Origin of the sequence: Qingshengfaniella alkalisoli, assembly GCF_007855645.1 — a bacterium.
Classification (GTDB): Bacteria; Pseudomonadota; Alphaproteobacteria; order Rhodobacterales; family Rhodobacteraceae; genus Qingshengfaniella; species Qingshengfaniella alkalisoli.
On the sequence record NZ_CP042261.1, the window covers coordinates 99,159 to 123,590 of the forward strand.

Consider the following 24,432-nt stretch of genomic DNA (forward strand, 5'->3'; position numbering starts at 1 on the left):
ACTCGTTCACATCTGCTGGTTCAGGCTGGACAGCGCATTCATCGCGTCGATCCGCAACTGCGCCTGGGCGACCCAATCTGACATGGCCTGCTGCCCCGCTTCCGGTAGGTTTTGCAACTCCGCCAAAGTGTCTGGCAGCCGCGCCTCATTCAGCGCGGCTTCGGCACGGGACAGGACGGCGTCGGGATCATTGCCCTCGCGCGGCTTAAGTGACCGAGCGCCCGTCTGGTTGCGCAAGAACGCACCGATGCGTTCCACCGGGTCTTCAGATACCGTTGTGCGGATCGACTGCTCCAACGCATCGCGCGCGGCATCGGGAAAGCTTTCGCGCAATGCAGAGAGCGTCGGGATGCCGGACCCGGCATGCTGTTGCAAGGTTTCGGGGATCTGCGTGTCCGCCGGAAAAGCCACGAGTTCCTGATTATAGGTCGCACCGCGATCAATCGCGCTGACCAAATGCGCCAGCGCCACGCGCCGTTCAGCGGCGGCCTGGGCTTCTTCCGCGCTGGAGGCGGTTGAGTCTGCCGTGGCCCGCGCGTCTTGAATTGCGGCTTCCAGTTCCTGATTGCGGGCATCCGCATCAGCCAAGCGGCTTTCAAGTTCGGCAATGCGCGCTTGTAATTCGGATGTCTCAGCAGACGTGTCCGGTGCGGCGGCAGGCTGTTGTTCCAGTGTGTTCATCCGGTCGCCGAGTGCAGTGATCCCGTCATTGGTCGCACTGATCGCTGCGGCGAGGTTTTCGATCTGGCTGACGATTTCCTGACCGGCAGGGTTTTCCGCCGGTGGCGGCGTGTCTGCGAGTTGTGCCAACCGTTGCGAAACCTCGTCCAGCTTCGCGCCCTGTGTCTCGATGGCTTGTTCCAGTGCCGCACTGTCACTGGAATCTTCGGGGGGTGACAGGTTCACGCCAAGATATGCTGCGATTCCGAACCCGATTGCGCCAGCAACCACGCCGCCGATCAGGGCAGGCACGAAGCCGCCCGATCTGGGCTTGGACGTTGCAGGCTGGGTCGTAGATGCAGATGGTGTTGCGGGTTGTGTAGGCTTTTGTTCGGCTTCGGAGTGTTGCGCTTCTTTTTCAGGGGCCGGTTCGTTCTCGGGCCGAACGTCCACGTCGTCGTCGGACGTGTCATCATCTTCGCCCTCATGGTCGTCCCCAGGTCGATCCTCTGACGTCAGGATCAGCGGTGCCTCGGCATCTTCGGTTGGCGCATCACTGTCCGCTTCCACATTCCGATCAGTGCGGTTGGCGGCGTCATCTGTGTCGACTTTGTCGTCTTCGCGCTTGTCGTTGGAACTCAAACCGGAATCCTTTTCTTGCGCAGTGCCAAACATGGCATTGGAAAAACCTTACCTTGGCCGGTCGGGACCCTCAAGCCGCGTTCGGTCCTGTAGCTGTCGAAGCGTGGACAGGATTGCGGCGGCATCGGGGCTGTCGGCTACAACCAGACAAGCGTCATGCAACCCTTCGAGTTCCCGAACCACATTCTGGCTGATCGTCGCTATGCGCAATGGGGCGGTTGCACCACGTAGGGCCGGAGCTAAAGTGCGGGCGGTTCGCGGCGAAAACAGGGGCAAAAGGATAGGCGCGTCCGAGTCCAGCCACATCTTCGCTGTTGAGGTTAGATCAATCACGCGTTGGCGATAAACGATGTGCTCCAGAACGCGCAGATCGGTATTGGACAGAAGTTTGGCAAGCGATCCCGCGACCGTTTCACCTCGCAGATGCAGGTAGGTCCGGCCTCGGGGTTGAGATCGAAGAAGTGCGGCCAGTTCTTCCTTGGCACCGCCAGCGGATCGGGCCTGCCAGCCGGCCTCCATTGCGGCGCTGGCGGTATGTTCGCCCACACAGAAGGCGACCAGGGTGCGGCTTGGATCGACAGCGAGACTTGCGCAAACCGCATTCTCGGACGTGAAGACTAGCGCATCAACGCCGTCCGTCCCGATGTGTGAGTCCACGGGCTCGATTTCCAGAACAGGAGAAATCTCGATTGCAAGGTCATCGTTCAGATGCAACCGACAGTCTCGTGCGAAGCGTTCGGCCTGCACCCTTGGTCTGGTCAAAAGCAGGCGACTGGCGTGCATATGCCCTCGAACTTGTGCGTTTCCTGCCTAGGTGGTAGCCCGCGAAGGCATCAACGACAACAGGCTGACCGCGATGACGGCAGAATTGACCATTCTCGGGCTGGAAAGCAGTTGCGACGACACCGGCGCAGCGGTGGTCCGCTTGCGCGGTAATGTACCGGAAATCCTGTCCAACATCGTCATCGGGCAGGCGGAGTTGCACGAAGCATTCGGCGGAGTGGTACCTGAACTGGCCGCACGCGCGCATGCAGAAAAGATCGACATCGCGGTTGAGCAAGCGTTAGATGCGGCTGGTCTAACGCTAGCGCAGGTGGACGCTGTCGCTGTAACCGCTGGACCCGGGTTGATCGGTGGAGTGCTGTCGGGTGTGATGTGCGCGAAAGGGATCGCTGCGGGGGCGGGATTGCCGCTGGTGGGCGTCAATCACCTGGCCGGGCACGCCCTGACGCCCCGGCTTACCGATGGCTTGCCCTTTCCCTACCTGATGCTTCTGGTTTCTGGTGGGCACTGCCAGTTCCTGATTGCGCATGGGCCGGATCGTTTTGAGCGCCTTGGGGGGACCATCGACGATGCGCCGGGCGAAGCCTTTGACAAATGTGCGCGGCTTCTTGGCTTGCCGCAGCCCGGAGGACCAAGCGTCGAGAAGGCAGCCCGGAATGGCGATCCGTCCCGCTTCACGCTGCCGCGCCCACTGCTCGACCGGCCCGGGTGCGACATGTCCTTCTCTGGTCTGAAGACCGCCTTGCTACGGGCGCGTGATGGCATAGTGGCTGAGAAGGGTGGCTTGACCCAACAGGACCGAAACGATTTGTGCGCGGGTTTTCAAGCAGCCGTAGCGGATGTGCTGTCCGAGAAGACCCGCAGAGCGTTGGCCAGGTATCTTGAGCTGCAATCCGAAGCACCAGCCATCGCCGTTGCAGGGGGCGTTGCGGCCAACACGTTGCTACGGACCAGGTTGCAAGACGTGGCGGGCGAGGCCGGCACATCCTTCGTCGCGCCACCGCTGGCGCTTTGCACGGATAATGCGGCCATGATCGCCTGGGCCGGGTTGGAAATGTTTCGCACGGGGCGGCAATCAGGAATGGATCTGGCGGCGCGCCCACGCTGGCCGTTGGATGATCGCAGCCCTGCCTTGCTCGGGTCCGGCAAGAAAGGGCCGAAGGCCTGATTGTGCGAGAGGGCTTGCGATGTGTGGCGCTCTGGTTAAAGTCGGAGAAAGACTTTTAATTGGAAGACCTGTATGCCTTACGCTCTGATATGCCTCGACAAAGAAGGGGCCATTGAGGTCCGCAAGAACAACCGAGAGGCGCATCTGGCCTATATCCAAGACACTGGCGTCGTGGCGCAAGCCGGTCCGTTTCTTGGCGATGACGGCATCATGATCGGGTCGCTGGTTATTCTGGATGTCGATGACCGTGCCGCCGCAGAACATTGGGCCGCAGGCGATCCTTACGCCATTGCGGGCTTGTTCCAACGGGTCGAAATTTTTGCCTGGAAGAAAGTCGTCGGCTGATTCCTGAGGGGTTGTGCTCGGGCTGACTTCTGGCGGGCTGCGCTTTGCGATGGCCAAGGAAAGGAGTTGTGATGAGATACTGGCTCTTCAAATCCGAACCGTCCACATGGTCATGGGACGACCAACTTGCCAAGGGTGAGGTGGGCGAAGAGTGGGATGGCGTCCGAAACTATCAGGCGCGCAATCACATGCGCGACATGGCAATTGGGGATCGTGGCTTTTTCTATCACTCACAGAAAGAGAAGGCGATTGTCGGTATTGTCGAGGTCTGCGCTGAGGCTCACCAAGATAGCAAGACGGATGACGCGCGTTGGGAATGTGTGGACATCAAGGCGGTGAAACCCTTGGCAACGCCTGTTACGCTTGATCAATGCAAGTCTGAAGAAGCGCTGTCCGATATGGTTCTGGTCAACAACAGTCGCTTGTCCGTCCAGCCGGTCACCGCTGATGAATGGGCGCTGATCTGTCGGATGGGCGGTGTATCGCCGTGATGGCTGCGGGGCAGTCGAGAAACGGAGGCCGTTGAGATGGAGTGGTTCAACTTGCTTCTGGCCGCCGCAGCGCCCTGGGTCTTTGGCGCAGCATGGTATGGCATCGTCGGCGAGCGCTGGATGCGCGCAGCGAAGATGACGAAAGAGCAGGTGGAAAACAAGAATCCGCTGCCCTTCGTGTTCAGCTATCTGTGCATGTTCTCTGTCGCTGCGATGATGAATTACGTCTTCGAGCGAGCCAACGTCACCGGCTTTCTGGATGGGACGCTGATGGGGGCGGGGCTGGGACTTTTCCTAACGCTGCCTTGGAGCGCCACAAACCACGTTTTCAGCGACCGCCACAAGGATCTGATCTGGATCGATGGCGTGTTTTTTACCGTTGGCTGTGGGCTGATCGGTTTGGTTCTGGTTCTGTTCTGAGAGGAAGAAAAAAGAAGGGTTTCCGAAACGACCCGGAAACCCTTCTTCCACCCCACGCGCCACCAGCGCACGTGTTCCAGAAATTCGGGTCCGGGCCATCCTAGCCGGACACCATGTTTCTATTCCACGCGACGCAATAACGCAAAATCTAAGTGACTAAAAATAAGTTCAATTTCTGGATCATCCGTAGACGGCTTCCTTACCGAAATGCTTCGCCAGAAGATAATAGACGACCGCGCGATACTTGTTGCGTTCCGATTTGCCGTAGGTATCGAGCACCTTGTCGATTCCGTCGTTCAGTTGGGGGCCGTCCGCAAGCCCCAGCTTCTTGATCAGGAAGTTGTTCTTGATGGTTTCAAGCTCACTTGGATCGCTGCCCGCAACCGTTTCTGCATCGGCGTTGTAGATGGCAGGGCCGCAGCCGATAGTGACTTTTGTCAGCAAGTCCATATCAGGCGTGACGCCGCACTTGTTTTTCAGGTCCCCGGCGTATTTCTCGATCAGCTCGTCGCGTTTGCCCATATCCCATTTCCTCCTGTTCGTTGAGCGGTTGTCGGTGCGTCAAGACTATTCATGCATCTGCGTCCGTCAAAGAAATTCTTTAATGCGTGACAGTTGCGCGAAGAAATGGCACGAATTTACTGAAGGTAACGCCGAAGGAGCGGATCATGGGACTGTTCAGTTTTCTGAAAGGCAAAGGGAAGAAGGTAGGTGCAGCCAGCGCCGATGAAGCACCCGCTGCCGAAGACCTGAAAAAGGAAGTCAAGGGCCTTGGCCTTGACGACAGTGGTCTTGATATCGTGGTTGATGGTGACAAGGTTAAAATCACGGGCGAAGCCAAGGATCAGGAAACCAAGGAAAAGGTTATTCTGGCGGTCGGTAATGTCGAAGGCGTCGCCGCCGTAGAGGACGAAACTCCCGGCGACGAGCCAGTGTTTCACACTGTCGAAAAGGGTGACACGCTTTGGGCGATTTCAGAAAAGACGTTGGGCAACGGGTCGCGCTACAACGAGATTTTCGAAGCAAATAAGCCGATGTTGACCGATCCCGACAAGATTTACCCGGGCCAGGTTCTGCGTATCCCCGTCAAGTAAATGCTACCTGGAGGGGCGTGGAACCGGCGCGCCTCCGTACGCCTATCTCGGGCGTGAACAACCGAAATAAAGAACAGCCCAGCCAGTATGATTCATCCTGTTATTTTGTGTGGAGGTTCGGGAACGCGCCTTTGGCCCTTGTCCCGCAAGGACTACCCAAAGCAATTCGCCAGAATCTTCGGAGAGGAAAGCCTGTTTCAGGCGTCGGTTCGACGTGCTTCGGGTGATTGCTTCGCGCAGCCTGTTATCCTGAGCCATTCGGATTTCCGGTTTCTTGCTGCTGAGCAGCTGTCTGCCTTGGGAATCGAGAAGGCGACCATTATTTTGGAACCCGAGGCCAGAAACACTGCCCCGGCAATCCTCAGTGCGGCGTTGTATCTGGATTCAGAAGGCTGCGGAGAGGACGTGATGCTGGTTGCGCCGTCTGATCATGTGATCCGTGACGTGCAGGCCTATCATCAGGCGCTCGACGCCGGGGCCGATGCGGCGCGGAAGGGGCGGCTCGTGACCTTCGGGGTCAAGCCTGCACGAGCGGAAACGGGATATGGGTATCTGGAACTCGACGACGCACCAGATAGCTTCGGTGCTCATGCAGTTCCGGTCACGCACTTCGTTGAGAAACCGGACGCAAGCCGCGCGGCAGAAATGTTCGCGTCAGGCCGCTATATGTGGAATGCGGGCATCTTCATGTTCCGTGTCCGTGACATCATCGCTGCGTTCGAGACGTGTTCAGCTAGTATGGTCGGGCCGTGCCGCGAAGCCGTGGACAACGCCCGCCCCGATCTGGGGTTCATCCGGTTGGACGAAGCGGCGTACGCTAGAACCCCCGAGGACAGCATTGACTATGCAGTCATGGAAACGGCCGACAATGTCAGTACCGTTCCGGTCGACTGCGGCTGGTCTGATCTGGGGGCGTGGGATGCGGTGTGGCATGAGATGATGCCTGACGCCCATGGCGTGGCGAAGAGCGGTGCCGTGACTCAGTTGGACTGTCACAACACGCTGCTGCGATCCGAGGAAAACGGCCCGCATCTGGTTGGCGTCGGCCTCGAAAACACGGCTGTGGTCGCGATGGGGGATGCCGTCCTTGTGGCCGATATGAGCGATCTTCAGAAGGTCAAAGTGGCGGTCCAGCGCTTGAAAGACCAGGGCGTGCCACAGGCGGAAACCTTCCCTCGCTGCTACCGTCCTTGGGGTTGGTATCAAACGTTGGCCTTGGGCGAACGTTTTCAGGTCAAGCAGATCATGGTTCCGCCAGGACGACAGCTATCGCTGCAATCCCATGTTCATCGCGCGGAGCACTGGGTTGTGGTGGCAGGCAGTGCGAATGTCACCATCGGGGAGGAGGTCCAGCTGGTTTGCGAGAACCAGTCTGTCTACATTCCCATCGGCACGGTTCACCGGCTGGAAAATCCCGGAAAGGTCGATCTGCACCTGATCGAGGTGCAGACCGGCAGCTATCTCGGTGAAGACGACATCGTGCGGTATGAAGATATCTACAACCGCGCCTAAGGCAATTTACGCCTGGACACGCTGATACGCAGCAATCAGCGTGTCTACCTGATAGTCCCAGCCAAGCTCGTTCTCGACGCGCGCCCGCCCAATGCGGCCCATCTTCGCGGACTGCTCCGGGTCGTCCAGAAGGGACACAATTTTCCGTGCCATATCATGCGTGTCGTTTGGCCGCGCGTATAGCGACGCCTCCTGCGCGGAAAAGCGGCCCTCGGTGACCTCGAACTGAACGATCGGCTTGGAAAAGGCCATGTACTCCAAGATCTTGTTCATGGTCGATTTGTCGTTCATCGGATTGACGCGATCGGGGTTCACGCAGATATCGGCGGTACTAAGCACCTCGAAAAGGTCATCGTCAGGGGCGCGGCCCGTGAATGTCACGTGGTTATCCAGCCCCATCTTCGCCGCCTGCACCTTCAGGCTGTCCAAGGCCGGCCCGCCCCCCACAAGCACGAACTGAACGTCGCGTTTCATGTCGAATACGATCTCACGGGCGGCTTCCAGCAACAGATCGATCCCTTCCTGATCGCCCATCACACCGACATAGCCCACCATATGCCGGCGTCCGTTGAGCCGTTTACGGTTCGCCGGCATGATCTTCAGACGGTTCAGATCTGGGCCGGATCGCACCACGAACACATCGCCGGGCTTTTTGCCGCCGCGCTCTATTGCAATTCGGCGGTAGCTTTCATTTGTCGAAATGACAGCATTGGCGGATTTGAAATTGCACCATTCGAAGATCCGCATTAGCCGCCAGAAGAAGCCGCGCTTGCCGAACTTGGCTTCGTATAGCTCCGGGTTGATGTCGTGATGGTCGAAAATGTAGCGCCGACCCATCAGCTTGAACGGCCAGACCACTAGAAAGATCAGATCGGGCGGGTTGCAACCCTGAACGGTGTCAAAGCCCTGGCGGCGCAGTATCTTCCATGCCAGCCGTGTTTCGTGAAACAGCGCGGCACCGTATTCCAGCAGGTACCCTGCCGTCCCTTTCGCATCGACGGGCAGCGGGTGGCGGTAGATATGGACGCCCTCGATTTCCTCGTAGCGTTTTTCATATCCCTTCCCGGTCGGGCAGATCACGCTGACCTGAGCGCCGGCGGCGGTCAGTGTGCGTGCCTCGTGCCAGACCCGCCGGTCAAAGGGCAAAGGCAGGTTCTCGACGATGATCAGGATTTTCCGCCCGGCCAGTGGCTTTTCAAGCGAGACACGCTCCAGATTAGGCATTGCGGTTTCAGTGGAGGCAGCCGCATTCGGGGTCATGGCAGCGTTCCCAGATCGCGAATATCGGCGTCGGCACGGAGTGTCAGATCCTTCACCGTCGCGTTCGTCGCGATAATCCGGTCATAGTTGCGGTTTTCCGCTGTTTCACGGTCCACCAGCATCCGTTGCAAGGTCGGCAGATGCGAGAAGGCATAGCCCAGGTTCGCGCCAACCAGTTGATCCGCGACCACAGCGGGGTCATAGATGTCCAGTTCATAACCCGCCGTCAACAGTTTGCGTGCCAGATCAACATTGGGACTTTCGCGCAGGTCATCGGTGCCGGCCTTAAACGCGACGCCCGCCAGCAGAACCTTGCTGCCGGGCTTCAATCCATGGATGGCGTATTCGAACAGGCGGTGCTTGTGTGCCTCATTGGATCGCAACAGGCTGTCCACAAGCGGCATGTTCGTCCCGCTGTCGCCGCCGAGATATTGCAGCGCACGCACATCCTTGGGCAGGCAGGAGCCGCCGAATGCGCCACCCGGACGTGTGTAGTAAGGCGAGATGTTCAGTTTCGTGTCCGATTTGAAAATGTCATGGACCTGGGCGGCGCTGATCCCCAAAGAAAGGCAGACCCTCCCGATTTCATTGGCATATGCGACTTTCACCGCGTGCCACGTGTTGTCCATGAATTTGGTGAATTCAGCTTCTCGGTAGCCTACGTGAAACACCGGCGAGTCGATCCCGCGATTCAACTCCTCCATCGCGACATTCGGCTGGCCGTCCCGTGTACCGATGACAATCTTCGGCGGCGCGAAGTAGTCGTCCACAGCGGACCCTTCACGCAGGAATTCCGGATTGTAGACGAGTGTAACGAGCCTGTCCGCCTCGGTATCGCCCAAGGCGCTACGGAACACCGGAAGGATCAACTCCTCGATCGTTCCCGGCCGGATGGTCGAGCGGTAGGCCACCGTCAGCGGTGCGGCGCGATTTGCGGACAAGGCCGCAGCAATCTGACGCGATACATCCGCGATGAACCCCATGTTGTGCGATCCATCGGGTGCGGAAGGTGTCCCAACGCAAACGATGGCAAGATCGGCGTCATCCAGGTGTGATGAGATTTCGGTGTCAGCGTCGATCAGTCCTTTTTCCAGGCCATCACGCAGCATATCCTGCACCTGCGGCTCGATGATCGGGGCCTGTCCCTTCAGGATTGCACGGACCTTCTTTTCGCTGATATCGATGCCGACAACCTTATGGCCGGATCGCGCGATGCAGCACATCGCCGTAAATCCGACATAACCCAAACCGAAAACAATAACTTTCATAATACTAGGCCCTGGCGCCTTAATTCGCATACGCGTGTGATTACGCATTTGCCCCCCGTTGGCAATGCGCGGAGCGATAAAAGTGCCCCTTACGTTACCCTTTGACCTCATGTTGATGATCGGCGTGACATCGGCACATGAGGGGCGTTATTGGGAAGGTATCTGTTCAAAAGCTGCCGGGACCAAGATGACCGAACTCACCTGCTTCAAAAGCTATGACATCCGTGGTCGCGTCGGAGATGATTTGACCGCGAATATCGCCTTTGGCGTTGGACGCGCGTTTGCTGCGGTGATCGGGACGGGTTTGACCGTGGTCGGGCGTGATGCGCGGACCAGCAGCGCGGAGTTGCAAGCCGCAGTGATCGAAGGGCTGCGTGCGGGCGGCTCGGATGTCATCGACATCGGGCTATGCGGGACGGAAGAGGTCTATTTCGCAACAGATCACTTCGAAGCGGTTGGCGGGCTGATGATTACGGGATCGCACAACCCGATTGATGACAATGGCATCAAGATGGTGCGGCAGGGGGCACGTCCGATTTCGCGCGCCAGCGGGCTCCAGGACATCCATGATATGGTCGCACGGGGGGCGTTGCCGGTCGCGGCCAAGCGTGGCGATGTGCAGCGGGAAACGCCTCGGGACGCCTATGTGCAGCGCGTGCTCTCCTTTGCAGATTTGGGGGCGCTTAAGCCGCTGAAGATCGCCGTCAATTCCGGTAATGGGGCGGCGGGTCCGACCTTTGACGCGATTGCACGCAAGCTGAAAGACCGCGGCGTTCCTCTCACGTTCGAACGCTTGCACCACGAACCCGACGGAAGTTTCCCGAATGGCATCCCGAACCCCCTGCTTCCGGAGAACCGCCCCGTGACCGGAGACGCGGTTGTGGCGACAGGGGCGGATGTTGGTATTGCCTGGGACGGAGACTTCGACCGCTGTTTCTTGTTCGATGAGACTGGCGCCTTCGTGGACGGTGAATACATTGTCGGCTTGCTGGCGGCCGCGTTTCTGACAAAGGAAGACAAGGCTCGCATAGTTCATGATCCCCGAGTTCAATGGAACACCCAGGCGATTGTCCAGGCTGGCGGCGGAGAAGCGGTCGTGTCGCGTACCGGCCATGCGCTGATCAAGGAAAAGATGCGCGAAGTGGACGCGATCTATGGCGGTGAGATGTCCGCGCATCACTATTTCCGGGACTTCATGTATTGCGACAGCGGGATGGTTCCGTGGCTACTGATGGTCGAGCGCATGAGTATTTCGGGCAAGCCCCTGTCGGAAATCGTGGCGGATATGCGGAAAAGCTTTCCATCATCCGGCGAGATGAACTTCCGCTTGGACGATCCTGTGGCTGCCGTCGCCCGTGTCGAGTCGCAATTTGTGCCAGATGCATTGGATGTTGATCGACTGGACGGTCTGAGCTGTGCCTTTGCCGATTGGCGCTTCAACTTGCGTCAGTCCAACACGGAGCCCGTCATTCGACTGAACGTGGAAACCCGCGGCGACCGTGACCTATTGGCCGAAAAGGTCGATGAATTGTCGACGCTGCTTACGCAAACCGGCTGATGGCGTTCAGAAAGGATGCTTTCTGACGTTCAGCAGCATTCGGTTCAGCGTTGTCACAAAGGCGTCCCGCTCGGCTTCGTTGATGCCTTCGAACAGATCCTGATGTGCAGACGCCATGGCCGGCCAGAGATGTTCGAAAACCTCGCGCCCTTTGTCGGTCAGGTAGATGCGACGTACACGGTTGTCTTCGGTGTCATCCTGTCTGCGGATCAGACCTTCGTTGAGCATACTGGCAAGCGTGCGGCTCATCGTCGATTGTTCGATCACGCAATACACGGCCAGTTCATTGATCATAAGCCCGGGTCTGGCCGAAAGCACCGCCAATGCGCGCAATTTTGCGATGCTTATGCCATGTCGGTTTAGTTCCGCCAGAACCGAAGCGTTATAGAGCCCCATGATCCGATTCATCAGGTAGGGGGCGTAGCGTTGCAGCCCGATTTCACCGAGCGTTGGCATATTGGCTGAAACCGGTGATGTCGTGCGCGCGGCAGGGTCTGCATTGGTGTCGGCAGGAAGTTCATCGCGCATCGCCACAGGTCTCCGATCCTTGGTTACTCCGCTCTTGGAGCAACGCAATAGCTAACTGAAACAAAATCTTACGAAAGGGAAAGCTACATGCTTTGAGGGAAGTTGCAAATACATGAAATCCTGCCCTTGTTGGGACCTGCAGGAAACAGGGATATGCGCGTTCCAAAAGAAAAGCCCCGGCCAGGGGCCGGGGCTTGTTGGCAGGGCTTTCACCCTGCCAGAGATTCGCGTTCGATTAGAACGAGAACTTCAGACCGATGTCGCCGATGGTGTTGTCGTCGACGCTAGCGATACCGCCAGCAACCGAAGCACCACCGCCGAGGTCGTATTCAGCACCGATACCGTAGATTTCGATCTTGCCGAACTCTTCGTCTGCAAAACCGTCGCCGTCACCGTCGAACATGATGTCGCTGGTGTCCAGAGCGCGCCAGTAAGCAGCAACCGTGGTTGCGCCCCAAGTGCCTTCAGCGGAGATACCGTACTGTTCGATTTCCCAGTCGTCAGCATCGACAACGCCGTAGACGCCCTTCAGCGTGATGTCAGAGAAAGTGACGCTACCGCCGACAAATACCTGCTCAAGGTCTTCATCGGAAAGAACATCGGCAGTCAGTCCGGTTTCGTCGTTGTCGATCAGGCTGATCGTCGAACCTTCCGGAACGTTTTCATAGCCCAGACCAACGGACCACATACCACCGTCGTAGCCGACACCGACCGAGTACTCTTCGTCGTCGGATACGCCGAGAGCCAGGATCAGGCCTTCATACGCGTATTCGTACAGAGCGGACGGGTCGTTGCCACCGAACAGGTAGGTGGTTTCGTTCAGGCAGGCCAAGCAGGTGTAGCCGATTTCGGCAAGGTCGCCGATAGCTTTTTCTGCACCGCCGTCAACGTCACCCATGGACAGCTTGCCGAAGCCACCGGAGATGAACACGTCACCAGCAGTACCTTTGGTGCCTTGGTCGTCGTCGTAGTGGTCGGCGCGAACGCTACCACCGAAAGCCAGACCGCCATCAGTTTCGCCAGAAGCAGCGAACTTGATACGGATACGGCTGTTGTAGCTCCAGTCTTTGGTTTTGCCGGTCAGTGCGTTTGCATAACCGTCTTCAGCATAGACAATACCCATGCGGCCGTCGCCCGAAACGGTCACATCAGCTGCGGCGTAGCCTGCAGTGAGGACCAGGGCGCTCGAAGCAAGAAGAATCTTTTTCATCGTTTCCCTCGTAGTTAAGGTGATCCTCAAGCGGGAACACCCGATTGAGTTGGCTTTAATTCACCCGATCGGGGGGCAAAAACAACCGCGACGCCCGCGACGGGGGAAACTCCGCGAAAATTGGTGCAGCTTTGCCACAGTCTGTTCGACGCCGCTGGCGCCCCGTGCGGGTGGGCGCGTCAATCCGACTTGTTTGATCGGGGCGCGTGGGCTAGTTCTGGCACGGAGTATCGAAGGGGCTGAATATATGAGGAAACGGATTCAACGCATCGGTCTGGTGTCAGGCGCTATGTGTATCCTTTTGTCCGCATGTTCCGGGCAGCAAAACCCCAACCTGAACCCCGGTGAGACAACGCCGGTCGGTGGCGCGAGCTATTCCAGCGCGGAAAGACGGGTCGGCACGCAGCCCGGTGAATCCACCATTTGGGATATCTTCCAGAATAACGATGACCCCAATGTGACGGTCGAGGTGAATCGGTTCATCTGGGCGGCTGCGCAGGATGTGCTGAACTTCATGCCGGTGGAGCGCGTCGATCCGTTTTCGGGTGTGATGGTCTATGGATACGGCGTTCCACCCCGGTGGTGGTCAGGCCTACCGCGCGACCGTCTATGTCCGTGATCCCGCGCTTGACGCCCGTTCGCTGAACGTCGCGCTGCAAACACGGTCGGGACCGGCCAGCACTGAAACCACACGCGCCATCGAAGACGCCATTCTGACCCGCGCACGGCAGCTTCGGATTCAAGCGCAGAACCTGTAATACTGGACGCGGGCGGGATCTGGGCCTATTGACGCAGCCGGGCCGCAGGCCCCGCAGCAGTCCGAACGAAAGATCACGATTTCATGTCCCGATACGACCCCGCCAGTGTCGAAGCCAAGTGGCAGGCCCAATGGGCCAGCGCCGACGTATTTACCGCCAAGCGCGACGAGTCGAAGCCGAAGTATTACGTGCTGGAAATGTTCCCCTACCCATCGGGGCGCATCCATATCGGGCATGTACGCAACTACACGATGGGCGACGTGATCGCGCGGTATAAGCTGTCTACCGGTCATAACGTGCTGCATCCGATGGGCTGGGACGCGTTCGGGATGCCTGCCGAAAATGCTGCAATGGCATCTGGGGGACACCCGGGACAATGGACATATGACAATATCGCGGTGATGCGCGACCAGATGAAGCCGCTGGGGCTGTCAATCGACTGGTCTCGCGAATTCGCTACCTGCGACCCTGAGTACTACGGCCAGCAGCAGGCGATGTTCATCGATTTCCTTGAGAAGGGGCTGGTCTACCGCAAGAACGCAGTCGTGAACTGGGACCCGATCGACATGACCGTTCTGGCCAATGAACAGGTCATCGACGGCAAGGGCTGGCGGTCAGGTGCTCCGGTCGAGCGGCGCGAGTTGACGCAGTGGTTCTTCCGTATCTCGGATTATTCCGAGGAACTGCTGGACGCACTCGACGATCTGAAAGACTGGCCGGAAAAAGTCCGCACGATGCAGGCCAACTGGATCGGCAAGTCCAGGGGCATGCGCGTGACTTTCCCGCTGAGCGCACGGGTCGCCGATATGGAGGGAATCGAGGTCTTTACCACGCGCCCCGACACGTTGATGGGGGCGAGCTTCCTTGGCATCTCGCCGGATCACCCCATTGCGAAGGAGCTGGAGAAGGACAACGCCCAGCTTGCCGATTTCAACGCCGAATGCCGCCGCACCGGCACGTCTGAAGTTGACCTGGAAACCGCCGAAAAGCGCGGCTTCGATACCGGGCTGACCGTCCGGCATCCGCTCGATCCGGCGTGGGAGCTGCCCATCTGGGTCGCCAATTTCATCCTGATGGATTACGGCACGGGCGCGATCTTCGGCTGCCCGGCGCATGACCAGCGCGACCTCGATTTTGCGCGCAAATACGGGTTGCCGGTGACGGACACCTTTGTTGCGCTGGATGATCCCGCCAGGGTCGAGAATACCGCTTTCGTGCCGATGAAGTCCGAAAAGGTGAAATGGATCAACCATTTCGCGGGGCTGGATGAAGCTACCGGTGACGAAGCCATCGACGCCACCATCGCGTTCGCCGAACGCCGCGGCTGGGGCAAGGGCGTCACGCAATACCGCCTGCGCGACTGGGGGCTGAGCCGCCAGCGCTATTGGGGTTGTCCGATTCCGGTGATCCATTGCGAGACCTGCGGTATCGTGCCGGAGAAGAAGGAAAACCTTCCGGTCAAGCTGCCTGAGGATGTGAGTTTCGACAAGCCGGGCAACCCGTTGGACCGCCATCCGACATGGCGTGACTGCAGCTGCCCGAAATGTGGCGCGGCGGCCAAGCGCGAAACGGACACGATGGACACCTTCGTCGACAGTTCGTGGTACTATGCCCGCTTCACCAGCCCTCGTGCGGCGACACCTACCAATGCCGATGACGCGGCCTACTGGATGAATGTCGACCAGTATATCGGGGGCATCGAGCACGCTATTCTGCACCTGCTCTATTCGCGCTTCTTTGCGCGGGCGATGAACATCTGCGGGCATCTGCCGGATAGCGCACGGGAGCCGTTCAATGCGCTCTTCACGCAGGGGATGGTCACGCACGAGATCTACCAGACCCGTGATGAAAAGGGCCGCCCGGTCTATCATCTGCCCGAAGAGGTGGATCGCGACAGCAAGACCGTGAAGGCAACGGGCGAGGCGATTGAAATTGTTCCTTCGGCCAAGATGTCGAAGTCCAAGAAGAACGTCGTCGATCCGGTGGCGATCATCGAGCATTTCGGTGCCGACACGGCACGCTGGTTCATGTTGTCCGACAGCCCCCCCGAGCGCGATGTCGAATGGACTGCCGCAGGCGCAGAGGCCACCTTCAAGCACCTCCAGCGGGTCTGGCGGATCGCGGAAGACATCCGCAACAGCACCGGGGAAGGGGCCGCTGATATGACCGCTGATGCGGCGCTTGCCCGCGAAACGGCCAAGACTATTCGCGACGTGACTGACGGGATCGAAGGGTTTGCCTTTAACACGTCTGTCGCAAAGCTTTATGCCTTCACTAACACCATTGCCAAGTCCAAAGCTTCGCGTTCGGCTAGAGCCCAGGCAATGCGCGTCATGGCGCAACTCATGTCGCCCATGGTGCCGCATTTGGCCGAAGAAGTCTGGTCCGCCCTCGGCGGTGAAGGTCTGGTTGCCACAGCCGCATGGCCCGAGGCCGACCCCGTACTTCTGGTGGAAGATTCGGTCACGCTGCCCATTCAGGTCAATGGCAAGAGGCGGTCGGAGTTGACCGTGGCCAAGGATCTGCCTCGCGACGAAATCGAAAAGCTGGCGCTTGAGGACGCCGCCGTTCAGCGCCTGCTCAATGGCGGGCAGCCCAAGAAGCTGATCGTGGTTCCGGGCCGCATCATCAATGTCGTGGTCTGATCGCCGACATTTTCTGATTGCCGCCGTGGTCCTCGCGGGCTGCGGCTTCACCCCCGTCTATGGACCGGGTGGTGCGGGGTCGGCTCTGAACGGTCGCGTGGTCGTCACCGCCCCGCAGAATGATCGCTATGCCTTTCTTCTGGGGCAGGAGCTGGAGACACGCCTCGGTCCGCCGAAGGTTGCGCAGTATAATCTGGCCTTCAGCTTGTCCACTGACACGGAACGCGTGGCGATTACGCAGGAACAGGAAACCAATCGCTACCTGTTACATGGCAGTGCAACCTATCGGCTGGTTGAACAGTCGGCCGCCGATCAGATAATCACCGGGCAGGTCAGTAGTTTCACGACCTACTCCGCCACCGGTACAACGGTCGCGACACTGACAGCCGAGCGTGACGCCAACCGCCGCCTGACCGTGATTCTTGCCGACAAGATCATGTCCGATCTCATCTCGAAAGCGCCGGAACTGACCCGATGAAACTGAACAGCCGCGATGCGCAGCGCTACTTTGCCGCGCCGGATCTGTCGCGGGCGGGCGTGCTGATCTATGGTCCCGATGCAATGCGCGTTGCGCTGAAACGGCAGCAAGTGATCGCCAATATCATTGGCCCGGATGGCGAGGCGGAAATGCGCATCACCCGGCTTGCGTCCGCGGACCTGCGTGGGCAGGCCGCAGCGGTCGTTGATGCGATACGTGCACGCGGCTTCTTTGACGGTCCTCGTGCCGTCTTTGTGGATGGTGCGCCTGACTCTTTGGCTCCCGCGCTAAAGCTCGCAGTCGATGACTGGCAGGAAGGCGATGCCCAGATCATCGTGACGGCCGGGCAGTTGACCCCGCGATCTGCGCTCAGGAAGTTGTTCGAGGGTCATCAAAACGCCTATATCGCGGCCGTCTACGCCGATCCACCGTCGCCAGCCGAGGTATCTGAGACCCTGAGTCAAGCTGGATTGCGAGACGTTCCACAACCGGTCATGGCGGACTTGGTGGCTCTTGCCGATACGCTTGACCCCGGTGATTTCAGGCAAACCGTGGAGAAGCTGTCGCTTTACAAGCTGGAAGATACGACCCCGGTTTCTGCAGAAGATGTGGCCGCGATTTCACCCGTTTCCGTCGAGGCCGAGATGGACGATTTGCTGACGGTCGTCGCCGAGGGGCGCGCCGATAAGATCAGCCCGCTGCTCAAACGGATGCAAGGTCAGGGGCAAGCACCCGTGTCGATTTGCATCGCTGCGATCCGACATTTCCGGACCCTTCATGCGGTTGCCTCCTATCCCGGTGGCGCCCAGCAAGGCATTGCGAAGCTGCGCCCGCCTGTCTTCGGTCCACGCAGGGACAAGGTGTTGCGGCAGGCGCAGAACTGGGGCGCTCACAAGCTGGAAGAGGCCAACGCCATGCTGCTTGACGCTGACTTGGCGTTGCGTTCATCCAATCCGCCGCCACAAATGGCGATGATCGAACGCGTACTGATCCGGCTGGCATTCAAAGCGCGGCGATAGCCTTCTTTCTGCCCGCGTCTCGCCAAGCATCCGAAAATACGAATCAATTGCGCTTACTTCGCTTTTAGCGCGCAACAGTCGCATCGAAGCAAGCGGCGCGATTGGTGCAGGGTTGGCCATAAAACTGCAGGACCACGCGATGATCGCAACAGATGATTATGATCGGCGGCTATCGCGTTGGGTTGAACGGCTTCGTCGCGAAGTCTGGCGGCCGCGTCACGCCCGATATGCGCAAGACCTTGGGCGGTTTAACAAGGGGGGTGTCGGCGGCGGGCTCTGCACCGGGTATCACGATGCGGCTGGATGCTCGCGGGCGGCGCACATCGGTTACAGCCAACGATATCCGCGAACTCGTGACGGCAGGTGATTTGGATGGGCGCGTAACCGTCAATGCAGACACGACGATGGCCTCAGCTCCCACGGTTGCGCGGAAGGCCCGGAATTGCGGCCGGTACCGCGACGTTCGGTTTCAGGCTGGCGGTACCAGGAGGGTGCAAAGGATATTTGCGCGCGGGCGCATAAGGGGTGTAATAGGCGACATCGTTCCTATCCTTGCCTGAAGCGCTGGCATTGAGTTGGTGAGTTGGTCATACACAATTCTTCACCTCATGCATGCATGGTAGCCAAGTCTCCTAAGCTTGTGGGGATGTCGAAAGGACGAATTCACTCGCCATCATCTATTCTGGCGAGTGTGCCCTATACTCAAGTTTCAGGTCTGCACTGCGAACAGGTTCCGCAAGCGCCGGCTGGTCCCGATTTCATCATTATCTACCTGGTCCGGTCGCTGGCCTTCAGGATGGCCCTTACAGCAGACGGCACACCGGCGGCCAATCCCGGGTTCATAGAGGCTGACCCCGGGATTGGCATAAAATTCAGGTCCGTATGCGGTATCCGGTGCGGAATATCCACCAAGTCAGGGTCAGACAAATCCCAAGGAACAGCGCGATCATGAACAGGCTGATCCCGACAGGCACATCTGAGACACCGAAAAAGCTCCAGCGGAAGACAGAAATCAGATAGACGACCGGGTTGAACAGTGTCACCGTTTGCCACACGGGCGGCAGCATGGAGATCGAATAGAAGCTGCCCCCCAGAAAAACAAGCGGTGTGATTATCAGCAGTGGCACCAACTGCAATTGCTCGAAATTCTTGGCCCAGATGCCGATAATGAAGCCGAACAGGCTGAAGGAAATGCAGGTCAGCAACAGGAAGACCATCATCCATACGGGATGCGCGATTTGCAGATCGACGAAGAAGCCTGCCGTGATCAGGATGATGACACCGATCAACAGCGACTTGCTGGCCGCCGCCCCGACATAGCCGACGACGATTTCCAGATAGGATACCGGCGCTGACAGTAGTTCATACATCGTGCCCATGAATTTGGGCATGTAGATCCCGAAGGAAGCGTTGGATACGCTTTGCGTCAGCACTGACAGCATGATCAGCCCTGGCACGATAAAGCTGCCGTATTCGACGCCTTCGATGTTTTCCATCCGTGATCCGATGGCCGACCCGAAGACGATGAAATAGAGCGCCGTGGACAATACCGGCGACACGATGCTCTGTGTGATCGTGCGGAAGGCGCGCGCCATTTCAAAGGTGTAGATGGATTTGACAGCTTGGTAGTTCATGCCTGTTCCCTCACCAAATCGACAAAGATTTCTTCAAGCGTGCTTTTGCGGGTTTGGATGTCGCTGAGTTTTACGCCTGCATTGGACAGGTCCGACAGAAGAGTTGTGATTCCCGTGCGTTCGGCCTGAGTGTCATAGGTGTAGATCAGGGTTTCGCCGTCTTCACCGAGTTCCAGATCATACTTGCTCAGAGCGTCAGGGACGGTCTGGAGGGGGTGCTGCAGATAGATTTCCATCTGTTTGCGACCGAGCCGTTCCATGAGGTGGGTTTTGGCTTCGACGAGAAGAATCTGCCCCTTGTTGATCACCCCGACGCGGTCGGCGATGGCTTCGGCTTCTTCGATGTAGTGCGTGGTCAGAATTATGGTCACGCCGTCTTCTTTCAGGCGTCGAACGACATCCCACATGTCCTTGCGCAACTCCACATCCACGCCCGCCGTTGGTTCATCCAGAAACAGTATGCGCGGTTGGTGGCTCAGCGCCTTGGCAATCAGGACGCGCCGCTTCATGCCGCCGGACAGCTCGATGATCTTCGTGTCGCGCTTGTCCCACAGAGACAGGCTACGCAGGAGCTTTTCCAAGTAGGCTTCATCCGGCGGACAGCCATGCAGCCCGCGTGAAAAACGCACCGCGCGCAGCACCTTTTCGAAGGGATCGATGGCGATTTCCTGCGGCACCAGCCCTATCATCTCGCGGGCGCTGCGGAAATCCTGATCGATGTCGAAGCCGCCTGCGGTGACGGTACCGCCCGTCTTGGACGTAATCCCGCAAATGATCGAGATCATGGTCGTCTTGCCAGCGCCGTTGGGGCCGAGCAGCGCCAGTATTTCGCCTTCTTCGATGTTCAGCGATACATCGCGCAACGCGGTGAAGCCGGAGTCATAGGTCTTGTCCAGATTCTGAACCGATACGATGGGGGGCATGGCATTCCTTTCGGGGCCGGTCGTCCTGACGTTCGGGCATTACTTGGGTCACGACGGCGTGAAGTCAACCGCCAGTACGGTTGGAACACGCACAGATACATCTGCCGGATCACACGAAAAATTTGGCTACCGTTCGGTAAGTTTAGCCATTGCACCCGCCAAGAATATGTATATGCAAGAAGGACATCAAATCCAAAATCAGGCTTCGGATGCGCGTTCCGGAAGGCGGCATCCCGTTAACCTTGTCTTTACGGCAGGAAATCCAGATTGGACAAAGACGTTGAGCGGTTCCATGACATACCGCGCAGACGGGGGGACGAATGAGCCCGCGCGCGAAAGCTCCGCCCATTGGGGGAAGGGGCTGAGCGCACTTGTTCGCATCACCCGTCTGACGCTTCGCTACCCCGTACAATTTACCATCGCTGTGCTGGCGACCGTTGTTGCGGCAGTGTTGCAGCTGTCGATCCCAAGGTTGTTGGGCACGGCGATTGACCAAACCCAGACGATTGTCATCGATACGACGAATGCTGATGCACATCAGCAGCAGCTTCTCAACACCGCGCTTATCTTGCTGGCAGTTGCCGTGGCACGTGGGCTGTTCACGATGCTTCAGAACTATTTCGCGGAATCGGTAGGGCATCATGTGGGCTATAATCTGCGGGTTGCCTATTACGACAAAATCCAGCGGTTGAATTTTGCCTTCCACGACCGGACCCATTCGGGGGAGTTGATCACTAAGGGAATGCTCGATCTGGAAGGCGTGCGGATGTATTTCTCCACCGCCTTTATCCGGACGATCCTTCTGGTGCTACTGATTGGCGCGGGGGCTTATCTGCTGATTTCCACCGATGTCATCCTTGGGCTGTTGGCGCTGAGCTTCGTGCCATTTGTCGCGTGGCGGTCTTCGGTGACCCAGCTTCGGCTTCGTGCGACATGGTTGGCGTTGCAGGACCGGCTGGCAATCCTGTCGCGAGTGATGGAGGAAAACCTCGGCGGGATTCGCGTGGTCCGTGCCTTTGCGGGTCAGCTTTACGAAATGGCGAAGTTCGACCGGGCGTCTCACTCTGCGCTGGATCTGGCACATGAACGGGTCGCGCTGCGCGTGCGAAACTCCAGCGCCATGACGTTTTCGTTCTTCGCGGCCATGGGGTTGGTGCTGTGGATTGGCGGACGCAAGGTTCTGGCCGGTGATATAAGTGTTGGCACATTGGCCGAGTTCCTGACCTTCATGACCATCCTGCAAATGCCGGTGCGCCAGCTTGGGCTGATGGTCAATGCGTTTGCGCGCGCCTCTACCTGTGGCGGGCGATTGTTCGAAGTGCTGGATCTGGATATTCCGATCAAGGATGCGCCTGGCGCGACGCCGTTAGAGATTACCGATGGCACCCTGCGCTTCGAAAATGTCAGCTTTGCCTTCGATGGTAATCCACGTGAGGTGCTGAGGAACTTGTCGTTTGAGGCCAAGCGCGGTCAAACCATCGGCATTGTTGGTCCGCCGGGTAGCGGGAAGTCGACCTTGGTCAATCTGATCCCGCGGTTCTATGATGTAGATAGCGGCAGGGTGACCATTGACGGGCAGGATGTGCGGGATGTCGCGCTGGAAAGCCTGCGCAATGAGGTGTCCGTCGTGCAGCAGGACAGCTTCCTGTTCACCACGACCATCGGCAACAACATTGCCTATGCCGACCCCTGGGCCCATGACAAGTCCATCCGCCGCGCGGCAGATTCTGCGAAACTGCACAGTTACATCATGGGTCTGCCGGTCGGATATGAAACAGTTGTGGGAGAACGCGGCGTGTCGCTGTCGGGCGGCCAGCGGCAGCGTATGGCGATCGCGCAGATGTTGCTGCGGCGCCCGGCAATCATGGTATTTGACGATTCAACGGCCGCGATTGATGCAGGGACTGAACAGCAAATCCGCGCCGCAATGCGCGACTATTCCAAGGACCGCGTGACGATAGTTGTGGCGCATCGCCTGAGTTCGTTGATGCATGCGGATCAGATCCTGTTCATGGAGGATGGGCAGATCGTGGAACGCGGTTCGCATGAGGAACTGCTGTCACAGGGCGGTCGCTACAAGGCGCTTTATGATCTGCAAGTGCGTCCGGGGGAGGAAGACTGATGGCGCAGGAAATCGAAGCCGAACGCAATGATATTCGCGACGATGGCCGCCGCCCCTTCCGCGCGACCGTCGGATCGCACCGAATCGAGGAAGAAATCTTCGGTCGTGTTTTCGACAAGCGCATCGTGCGACGCATTTGGACCTTCGTGCATCCCTATCGCAAGCAGGTCTATCTGTCCGTCGCGGCCGTTTTAACCTTCACCGCGATGCAGTTGCTGATCCCGTTGATCATCCGTTACGCGATCGACAATAGCCTTGCAGTCGATGGCGCGCAGGCGAACGGTCTGCAATTGGCTGTTCTGGCGTTTCTGGTCGCTATCCTGATCAACTATGCCGCGTCGTTCATCCAAGAAAACGTGGTGGGGCAGGTGGCCGAGAACGTGCTGTTCGACATACGTCGCAATATGTTCGAGCATCTGCAGCGCGTCTCACTCTCTTTCATGGACAAGACTGAAGTAGGACGACTGATGTCGCGCCTTCAGGGTGATGTGAACTCCATGCAGGAGTTCCTGGAAACATCTGTTCTGTCCGTAGGAGACATCGTTCTCTTGTTTGGGATCATCGGGGTTATGCTGTGGCTCGATGCGCCACTGGCACTGCTGGTGCTGTCGGTCATGCCGATCCTGTTCATCGTGCGGATTTTCTGGCTGCCGCGGGCGCGTAGCGCTTTCATGGCGGCGCACGAATCGAACTCGCTAACCAATGGCGCCTTGGCGGAGGTCATTCATGGTGTCCGCGCCGTGCAGGGTATGGATCGCCAGCAGGTGAACCTTGACCTTTACGACAAACTCGCAACGCGTAACCTGAGAACCCACCTGACTGCGGCAAAATATGCGCAGGTCATGGTTCCGATTGTGGACTCGCTGACGGGTGTGGCAATGGCCTTCGTCGTGGTGATCGGCGGGAACATGGTGGTCAATGATACGCTCGATGTTGGCGTCATGGTGGCTTTTCTGTTCTACATTCAACGCTTCTTCGACCCGATCCGTTCGCTGACCATGCAATATTCGGTGATGCAGCGCGCGATGGCATCCGGGCAGCGTCTGACCGAGGTTCTGGATGTGCCGCTGTCGATCAGGGACAAACCCGGCGCGATTGAGTTGACGGGCGAGAATGACGGCTCGGTCGAATTCCGTGATGTGTCCTTTGGCTACAACCCGAAGCATCCCGTCTTGAAAGATTTCAGTTTTCGCGTGAATCCCGGTGAAACAGTGGCGCTGGTCGGACCAACCGGTTCGGGTAAGTCCAGCGCGATGGCGCTTGTGCACCGGTTCTACGATGTGCAGCAGGGGGAAGTTCTGGTTGGCGGCCATGACGTGCGCGACCTGACGCAGGAATCGCTGGGCCAGGAAATCGCGATGGTTTTGCAGGAACCGTTCCTGTTCACCGGAAGCGTCATGGAGAACATCCGCTACCGCAAAACGGATGCGACGGAAGAACAGGTGATCGAGGCGGCGAAAGCCGTGGGCGCGCATGAATTCATCACGGCGTTACCCGAAGGGTATGACACCGAGTTGGGTGAGCGTGGCGGTGGGTTGTCGCTTGGTCAGCGTCAGTTGATCAGCTTTGCCCGCGCATTGGTGGCTGACGCGAAAATTCTGGTGCTTGATGAAGCTACGGCGAATATCGACAGCTACACGGAGCGACAGATCCAAAAAGCACTGGAGACGCTGCTCAGAGGTCGCACGGGCCTGGTGATTGCCCACCGTCTGGCCACCATTCGCGGCGCGGATCGGATCATCGTGCTTCAGCAAGGCCAGTTGATCGAATCCGGGCGGCATGAAGACCTTATGGAAGCTGGCGGGTTGTACGCGAAGCTCTACAATCTGAATTATTCGTCTTTCGACGACATACCGGATGAAGAGTTGGATTTTGCAAAAGGTCTGAATACAGGAACGTGACGCCCTGAAATGA

General features: G+C 58.4%; 22 protein-coding genes and 1 pseudogene. 14 read left to right on the top strand and 9 right to left on the bottom strand.

The window, feature by feature from the left end:
• Nucleotides 1-6: 6 nt before the first annotated feature.
• Together FPZ52_RS00515 and FPZ52_RS00520 are read right to left on the bottom strand one after the other, a co-directional pair.
• Nucleotides 7-1,302, bottom strand: a complete 1,296-nt coding sequence (locus tag FPZ52_RS00515; protein WP_146362690.1) for a COG4223 family protein — start codon at nt 1,300-1,302, stop codon at nt 7-9.
• Nucleotides 1,303-1,350: 48 nt separating this feature from the next.
• Nucleotides 1,351-2,085 carry a uroporphyrinogen-III synthase gene (locus FPZ52_RS00520; protein WP_146362692.1) on the bottom strand — a complete coding sequence of 245 codons (735 nt, stop codon included), beginning with the start codon at nt 2,083-2,085 and terminating at the stop codon, nt 1,351-1,353.
• Nucleotides 2,086-2,158: 73 nt separating this feature from the next.
• Between FPZ52_RS00520 and tsaD the strand changes: the two genes are divergently transcribed.
• From tsaD to FPZ52_RS00540, 4 genes are all read left to right on the top strand, one after another.
• Nucleotides 2,159-3,253: a tRNA (adenosine(37)-N6)-threonylcarbamoyltransferase complex transferase subunit TsaD gene (gene tsaD, locus FPZ52_RS00525; protein WP_146362695.1), complete on the top strand. Its 1,095-nt coding sequence runs from the start codon at nt 2,159-2,161 to the stop codon at nt 3,251-3,253.
• A 72-nt stretch (nt 3,254-3,325) separates the two neighbouring features.
• On the top strand, nt 3,326-3,598 hold the full coding sequence (locus FPZ52_RS00530; RefSeq protein ID WP_146362697.1) for a YciI family protein: 273 nt from the start codon (nt 3,326-3,328) through the stop codon (nt 3,596-3,598).
• Between the two features lie 71 nt (nt 3,599-3,669).
• Nucleotides 3,670-4,089: an EVE domain-containing protein gene (locus tag FPZ52_RS00535; RefSeq protein WP_146362699.1), complete on the top strand. Its 420-nt coding sequence runs from the start codon at nt 3,670-3,672 to the stop codon at nt 4,087-4,089.
• Between the two features lie 36 nt (nt 4,090-4,125).
• On the top strand, nt 4,126-4,509 hold the full coding sequence (locus tag FPZ52_RS00540; RefSeq protein ID WP_146362701.1) for a DUF1761 domain-containing protein: 384 nt from the start codon (nt 4,126-4,128) through the stop codon (nt 4,507-4,509).
• Between the two features lie 180 nt (nt 4,510-4,689).
• On the opposite strand, the gene FPZ52_RS00545 is transcribed toward FPZ52_RS00540, so the two are convergent.
• A complete protein-coding gene (locus tag FPZ52_RS00545; protein ID WP_146362703.1) occupies nt 4,690-5,031 on the bottom strand; it encodes a DUF2853 family protein in 342 nt (113 codons plus the stop codon).
• Nucleotides 5,032-5,177: 146 nt separating this feature from the next.
• On the opposite strand from FPZ52_RS00545, the gene lysM reads away from it, so the two are divergent.
• A complete protein-coding gene (lysM, locus tag FPZ52_RS00550) occupies nt 5,178-5,603 on the top strand; it encodes a peptidoglycan-binding protein LysM (RefSeq protein ID WP_146362706.1) in 426 nt (141 codons plus the stop codon).
• 87 nt (nt 5,604-5,690) lie between these two features.
• Nucleotides 5,691-7,115 carry a mannose-1-phosphate guanylyltransferase/mannose-6-phosphate isomerase gene (locus FPZ52_RS00555; RefSeq protein WP_146362708.1) on the top strand — a complete coding sequence of 475 codons (1,425 nt, stop codon included), beginning with the start codon at nt 5,691-5,693 and terminating at the stop codon, nt 7,113-7,115.
• A 6-nt stretch (nt 7,116-7,121) separates the two neighbouring features.
• Here the strand turns inward: FPZ52_RS00555 and FPZ52_RS00560 are convergent, their stop codons facing one another.
• Complete coding sequence (locus tag FPZ52_RS00560) at nt 7,122-8,375, bottom strand: glycosyltransferase family 4 protein (RefSeq protein ID WP_240804369.1); 1,254 nt, start codon at nt 8,373-8,375, stop codon at nt 7,122-7,124.
• Nucleotides 8,372-9,643, bottom strand: coding sequence for a nucleotide sugar dehydrogenase (locus FPZ52_RS00565; RefSeq protein WP_146362710.1), 1,272 nt, complete (start codon nt 9,641-9,643; stop codon nt 8,372-8,374). The genes FPZ52_RS00560 and FPZ52_RS00565 overlap by 4 nt, the downstream gene beginning before the upstream one ends.
• Before the next feature lie 187 nt (nt 9,644-9,830).
• Between FPZ52_RS00565 and FPZ52_RS00570 the strand changes: the two genes are divergently transcribed.
• The gene (locus FPZ52_RS00570; protein ID WP_146365599.1) at nt 9,831-11,201 is read left to right on the top strand and encodes a phosphohexomutase domain-containing protein; all 1,371 of its coding nucleotides are present in this window, start codon (nt 9,831-9,833) and stop codon (nt 11,199-11,201) included.
• Between the two features lie 6 nt (nt 11,202-11,207).
• Here the strand turns inward: FPZ52_RS00570 and FPZ52_RS00575 are convergent, their stop codons facing one another.
• Complete coding sequence (locus tag FPZ52_RS00575) at nt 11,208-11,729, bottom strand: MarR family winged helix-turn-helix transcriptional regulator (protein ID WP_146362712.1); 522 nt, start codon at nt 11,727-11,729, stop codon at nt 11,208-11,210.
• 235 nt (nt 11,730-11,964) lie between these two features.
• The gene (locus FPZ52_RS00580; RefSeq protein ID WP_146362714.1) at nt 11,965-12,939 is read right to left on the bottom strand and encodes a porin; all 975 of its coding nucleotides are present in this window, start codon (nt 12,937-12,939) and stop codon (nt 11,965-11,967) included.
• A gap of 247 nt (nt 12,940-13,186) precedes the next feature.
• Here FPZ52_RS00580 and FPZ52_RS00585 point away from each other — a divergent pair.
• The 5 genes and pseudogenes from FPZ52_RS00585 (at nt 13,187) to FPZ52_RS00605 (ending at nt 18,399) form a co-directional block, all read left to right on the top strand.
• A pseudogene (locus FPZ52_RS00585) lies at nt 13,187-13,697 on the top strand (DUF3576 domain-containing protein).
• Nucleotides 13,698-13,780: 83 nt separating this feature from the next.
• Entirely contained in the window at nt 13,781-16,342 is a 2,562-nt protein-coding gene (gene leuS / locus FPZ52_RS00590) for a leucine--tRNA ligase (RefSeq protein WP_146362716.1), read from the top strand.
• Nucleotides 16,329-16,820 (top strand): LPS assembly lipoprotein LptE, encoded by a 492-nt coding sequence (gene lptE / locus FPZ52_RS00595; protein WP_146362718.1) that lies wholly within the window; start codon nt 16,329-16,331, stop codon nt 16,818-16,820. Before leuS ends, lptE begins: the two co-directional genes overlap by 14 nt.
• Nucleotides 16,817-17,839, top strand: coding sequence for a DNA polymerase III subunit delta (gene holA, locus FPZ52_RS00600; RefSeq protein WP_146362720.1), 1,023 nt, complete (start codon nt 16,817-16,819; stop codon nt 17,837-17,839). Before lptE ends, holA begins: the two co-directional genes overlap by 4 nt.
• A 152-nt stretch (nt 17,840-17,991) precedes the next feature.
• The gene (locus FPZ52_RS00605; RefSeq protein ID WP_146362722.1) at nt 17,992-18,399 is read left to right on the top strand and encodes a hypothetical protein; all 408 of its coding nucleotides are present in this window, start codon (nt 17,992-17,994) and stop codon (nt 18,397-18,399) included.
• A 312-nt stretch (nt 18,400-18,711) separates the two neighbouring features.
• Here the strand turns inward: FPZ52_RS00605 and FPZ52_RS00610 are convergent, their stop codons facing one another.
• A complete protein-coding gene (locus FPZ52_RS00610) occupies nt 18,712-19,473 on the bottom strand; it encodes an ABC transporter permease (protein ID WP_146362724.1) in 762 nt (253 codons plus the stop codon).
• Nucleotides 19,470-20,396, bottom strand: a complete 927-nt coding sequence (locus tag FPZ52_RS00615) for an ABC transporter ATP-binding protein (RefSeq protein ID WP_146362726.1) — start codon at nt 20,394-20,396, stop codon at nt 19,470-19,472. Before FPZ52_RS00615 ends, FPZ52_RS00610 begins: the two co-directional genes overlap by 4 nt.
• Nucleotides 20,397-20,688: 292 nt before the next feature.
• Between FPZ52_RS00615 and FPZ52_RS00620 the strand changes: the two genes are divergently transcribed.
• Both FPZ52_RS00620 and FPZ52_RS00625 read left to right on the top strand, forming a co-directional pair.
• Nucleotides 20,689-22,518 (top strand): ABC transporter ATP-binding protein, encoded by a 1,830-nt coding sequence (locus FPZ52_RS00620; protein WP_146362728.1) that lies wholly within the window; start codon nt 20,689-20,691, stop codon nt 22,516-22,518.
• Nucleotides 22,518-24,419 carry an ABC transporter ATP-binding protein gene (locus FPZ52_RS00625; protein WP_146362730.1) on the top strand — a complete coding sequence of 634 codons (1,902 nt, stop codon included), beginning with the start codon at nt 22,518-22,520 and terminating at the stop codon, nt 24,417-24,419. Before FPZ52_RS00620 ends, FPZ52_RS00625 begins: the two co-directional genes overlap by 1 nt.
• Nucleotides 24,420-24,432 lie beyond the last annotated feature (13 nt).

What these genes read in the sequence shown, in the direction of transcription:
- FPZ52_RS00540 (WP_146362701.1), top strand. Translation starts at nt 4,126, where the DNA reads ATGGAGTGGTTCAACTTGCTTCTGGCCGCCGCAGCGCCCTGGGTCTTT.
- FPZ52_RS00555 (WP_146362708.1), top strand. Translation starts at nt 5,691, where the DNA reads ATGATTCATCCTGTTATTTTGTGTGGAGGTTCGGGAACGCGCCTTTGG.
- FPZ52_RS00615 (WP_146362726.1), bottom strand. Translation starts at nt 20,396, where the DNA reads ATGCCCCCCATCGTATCGGTTCAGAATCTGGACAAGACCTATGACTCC.
- FPZ52_RS00570 (WP_146365599.1), top strand. Translation starts at nt 9,831, where the DNA reads ATGACCGAACTCACCTGCTTCAAAAGCTATGACATCCGTGGTCGCGTC.
- FPZ52_RS00620 (WP_146362728.1), top strand. Translation starts at nt 20,689, where the DNA reads ATGACATACCGCGCAGACGGGGGGACGAATGAGCCCGCGCGCGAAAGC.
- FPZ52_RS00565 (WP_146362710.1), bottom strand. Translation starts at nt 9,643, where the DNA reads ATGAAAGTTATTGTTTTCGGTTTGGGTTATGTCGGATTTACGGCGATG.
- holA (WP_146362720.1), top strand. Translation starts at nt 16,817, where the DNA reads ATGAAACTGAACAGCCGCGATGCGCAGCGCTACTTTGCCGCGCCGGAT.
- FPZ52_RS00605 (WP_146362722.1), top strand. Translation starts at nt 17,992, where the DNA reads ATGATTATGATCGGCGGCTATCGCGTTGGGTTGAACGGCTTCGTCGCG.
- FPZ52_RS00560 (WP_240804369.1), bottom strand. Translation starts at nt 8,375, where the DNA reads ATGACCCCGAATGCGGCTGCCTCCACTGAAACCGCAATGCCTAATCTG.
- FPZ52_RS00575 (WP_146362712.1), bottom strand. Translation starts at nt 11,729, where the DNA reads ATGCGCGATGAACTTCCTGCCGACACCAATGCAGACCCTGCCGCGCGC.
- FPZ52_RS00530 (WP_146362697.1), top strand. Translation starts at nt 3,326, where the DNA reads ATGCCTTACGCTCTGATATGCCTCGACAAAGAAGGGGCCATTGAGGTC.
- FPZ52_RS00545 (WP_146362703.1), bottom strand. Translation starts at nt 5,031, where the DNA reads ATGGGCAAACGCGACGAGCTGATCGAGAAATACGCCGGGGACCTGAAA.
- lptE (WP_146362718.1), top strand. Translation starts at nt 16,329, where the DNA reads ATGTCGTGGTCTGATCGCCGACATTTTCTGATTGCCGCCGTGGTCCTC.
- FPZ52_RS00580 (WP_146362714.1), bottom strand. Translation starts at nt 12,939, where the DNA reads ATGAAAAAGATTCTTCTTGCTTCGAGCGCCCTGGTCCTCACTGCAGGC.
- lysM (WP_146362706.1), top strand. Translation starts at nt 5,178, where the DNA reads ATGGGACTGTTCAGTTTTCTGAAAGGCAAAGGGAAGAAGGTAGGTGCA.
- FPZ52_RS00610 (WP_146362724.1), bottom strand. Translation starts at nt 19,473, where the DNA reads ATGAACTACCAAGCTGTCAAATCCATCTACACCTTTGAAATGGCGCGC.
- FPZ52_RS00520 (WP_146362692.1), bottom strand. Translation starts at nt 2,085, where the DNA reads ATGCACGCCAGTCGCCTGCTTTTGACCAGACCAAGGGTGCAGGCCGAA.
- tsaD (WP_146362695.1), top strand. Translation starts at nt 2,159, where the DNA reads ATGACGGCAGAATTGACCATTCTCGGGCTGGAAAGCAGTTGCGACGAC.
- FPZ52_RS00535 (WP_146362699.1), top strand. Translation starts at nt 3,670, where the DNA reads ATGAGATACTGGCTCTTCAAATCCGAACCGTCCACATGGTCATGGGAC.
- FPZ52_RS00625 (WP_146362730.1), top strand. Translation starts at nt 22,518, where the DNA reads ATGGCGCAGGAAATCGAAGCCGAACGCAATGATATTCGCGACGATGGC.
- leuS (WP_146362716.1), top strand. Translation starts at nt 13,781, where the DNA reads ATGTCCCGATACGACCCCGCCAGTGTCGAAGCCAAGTGGCAGGCCCAA.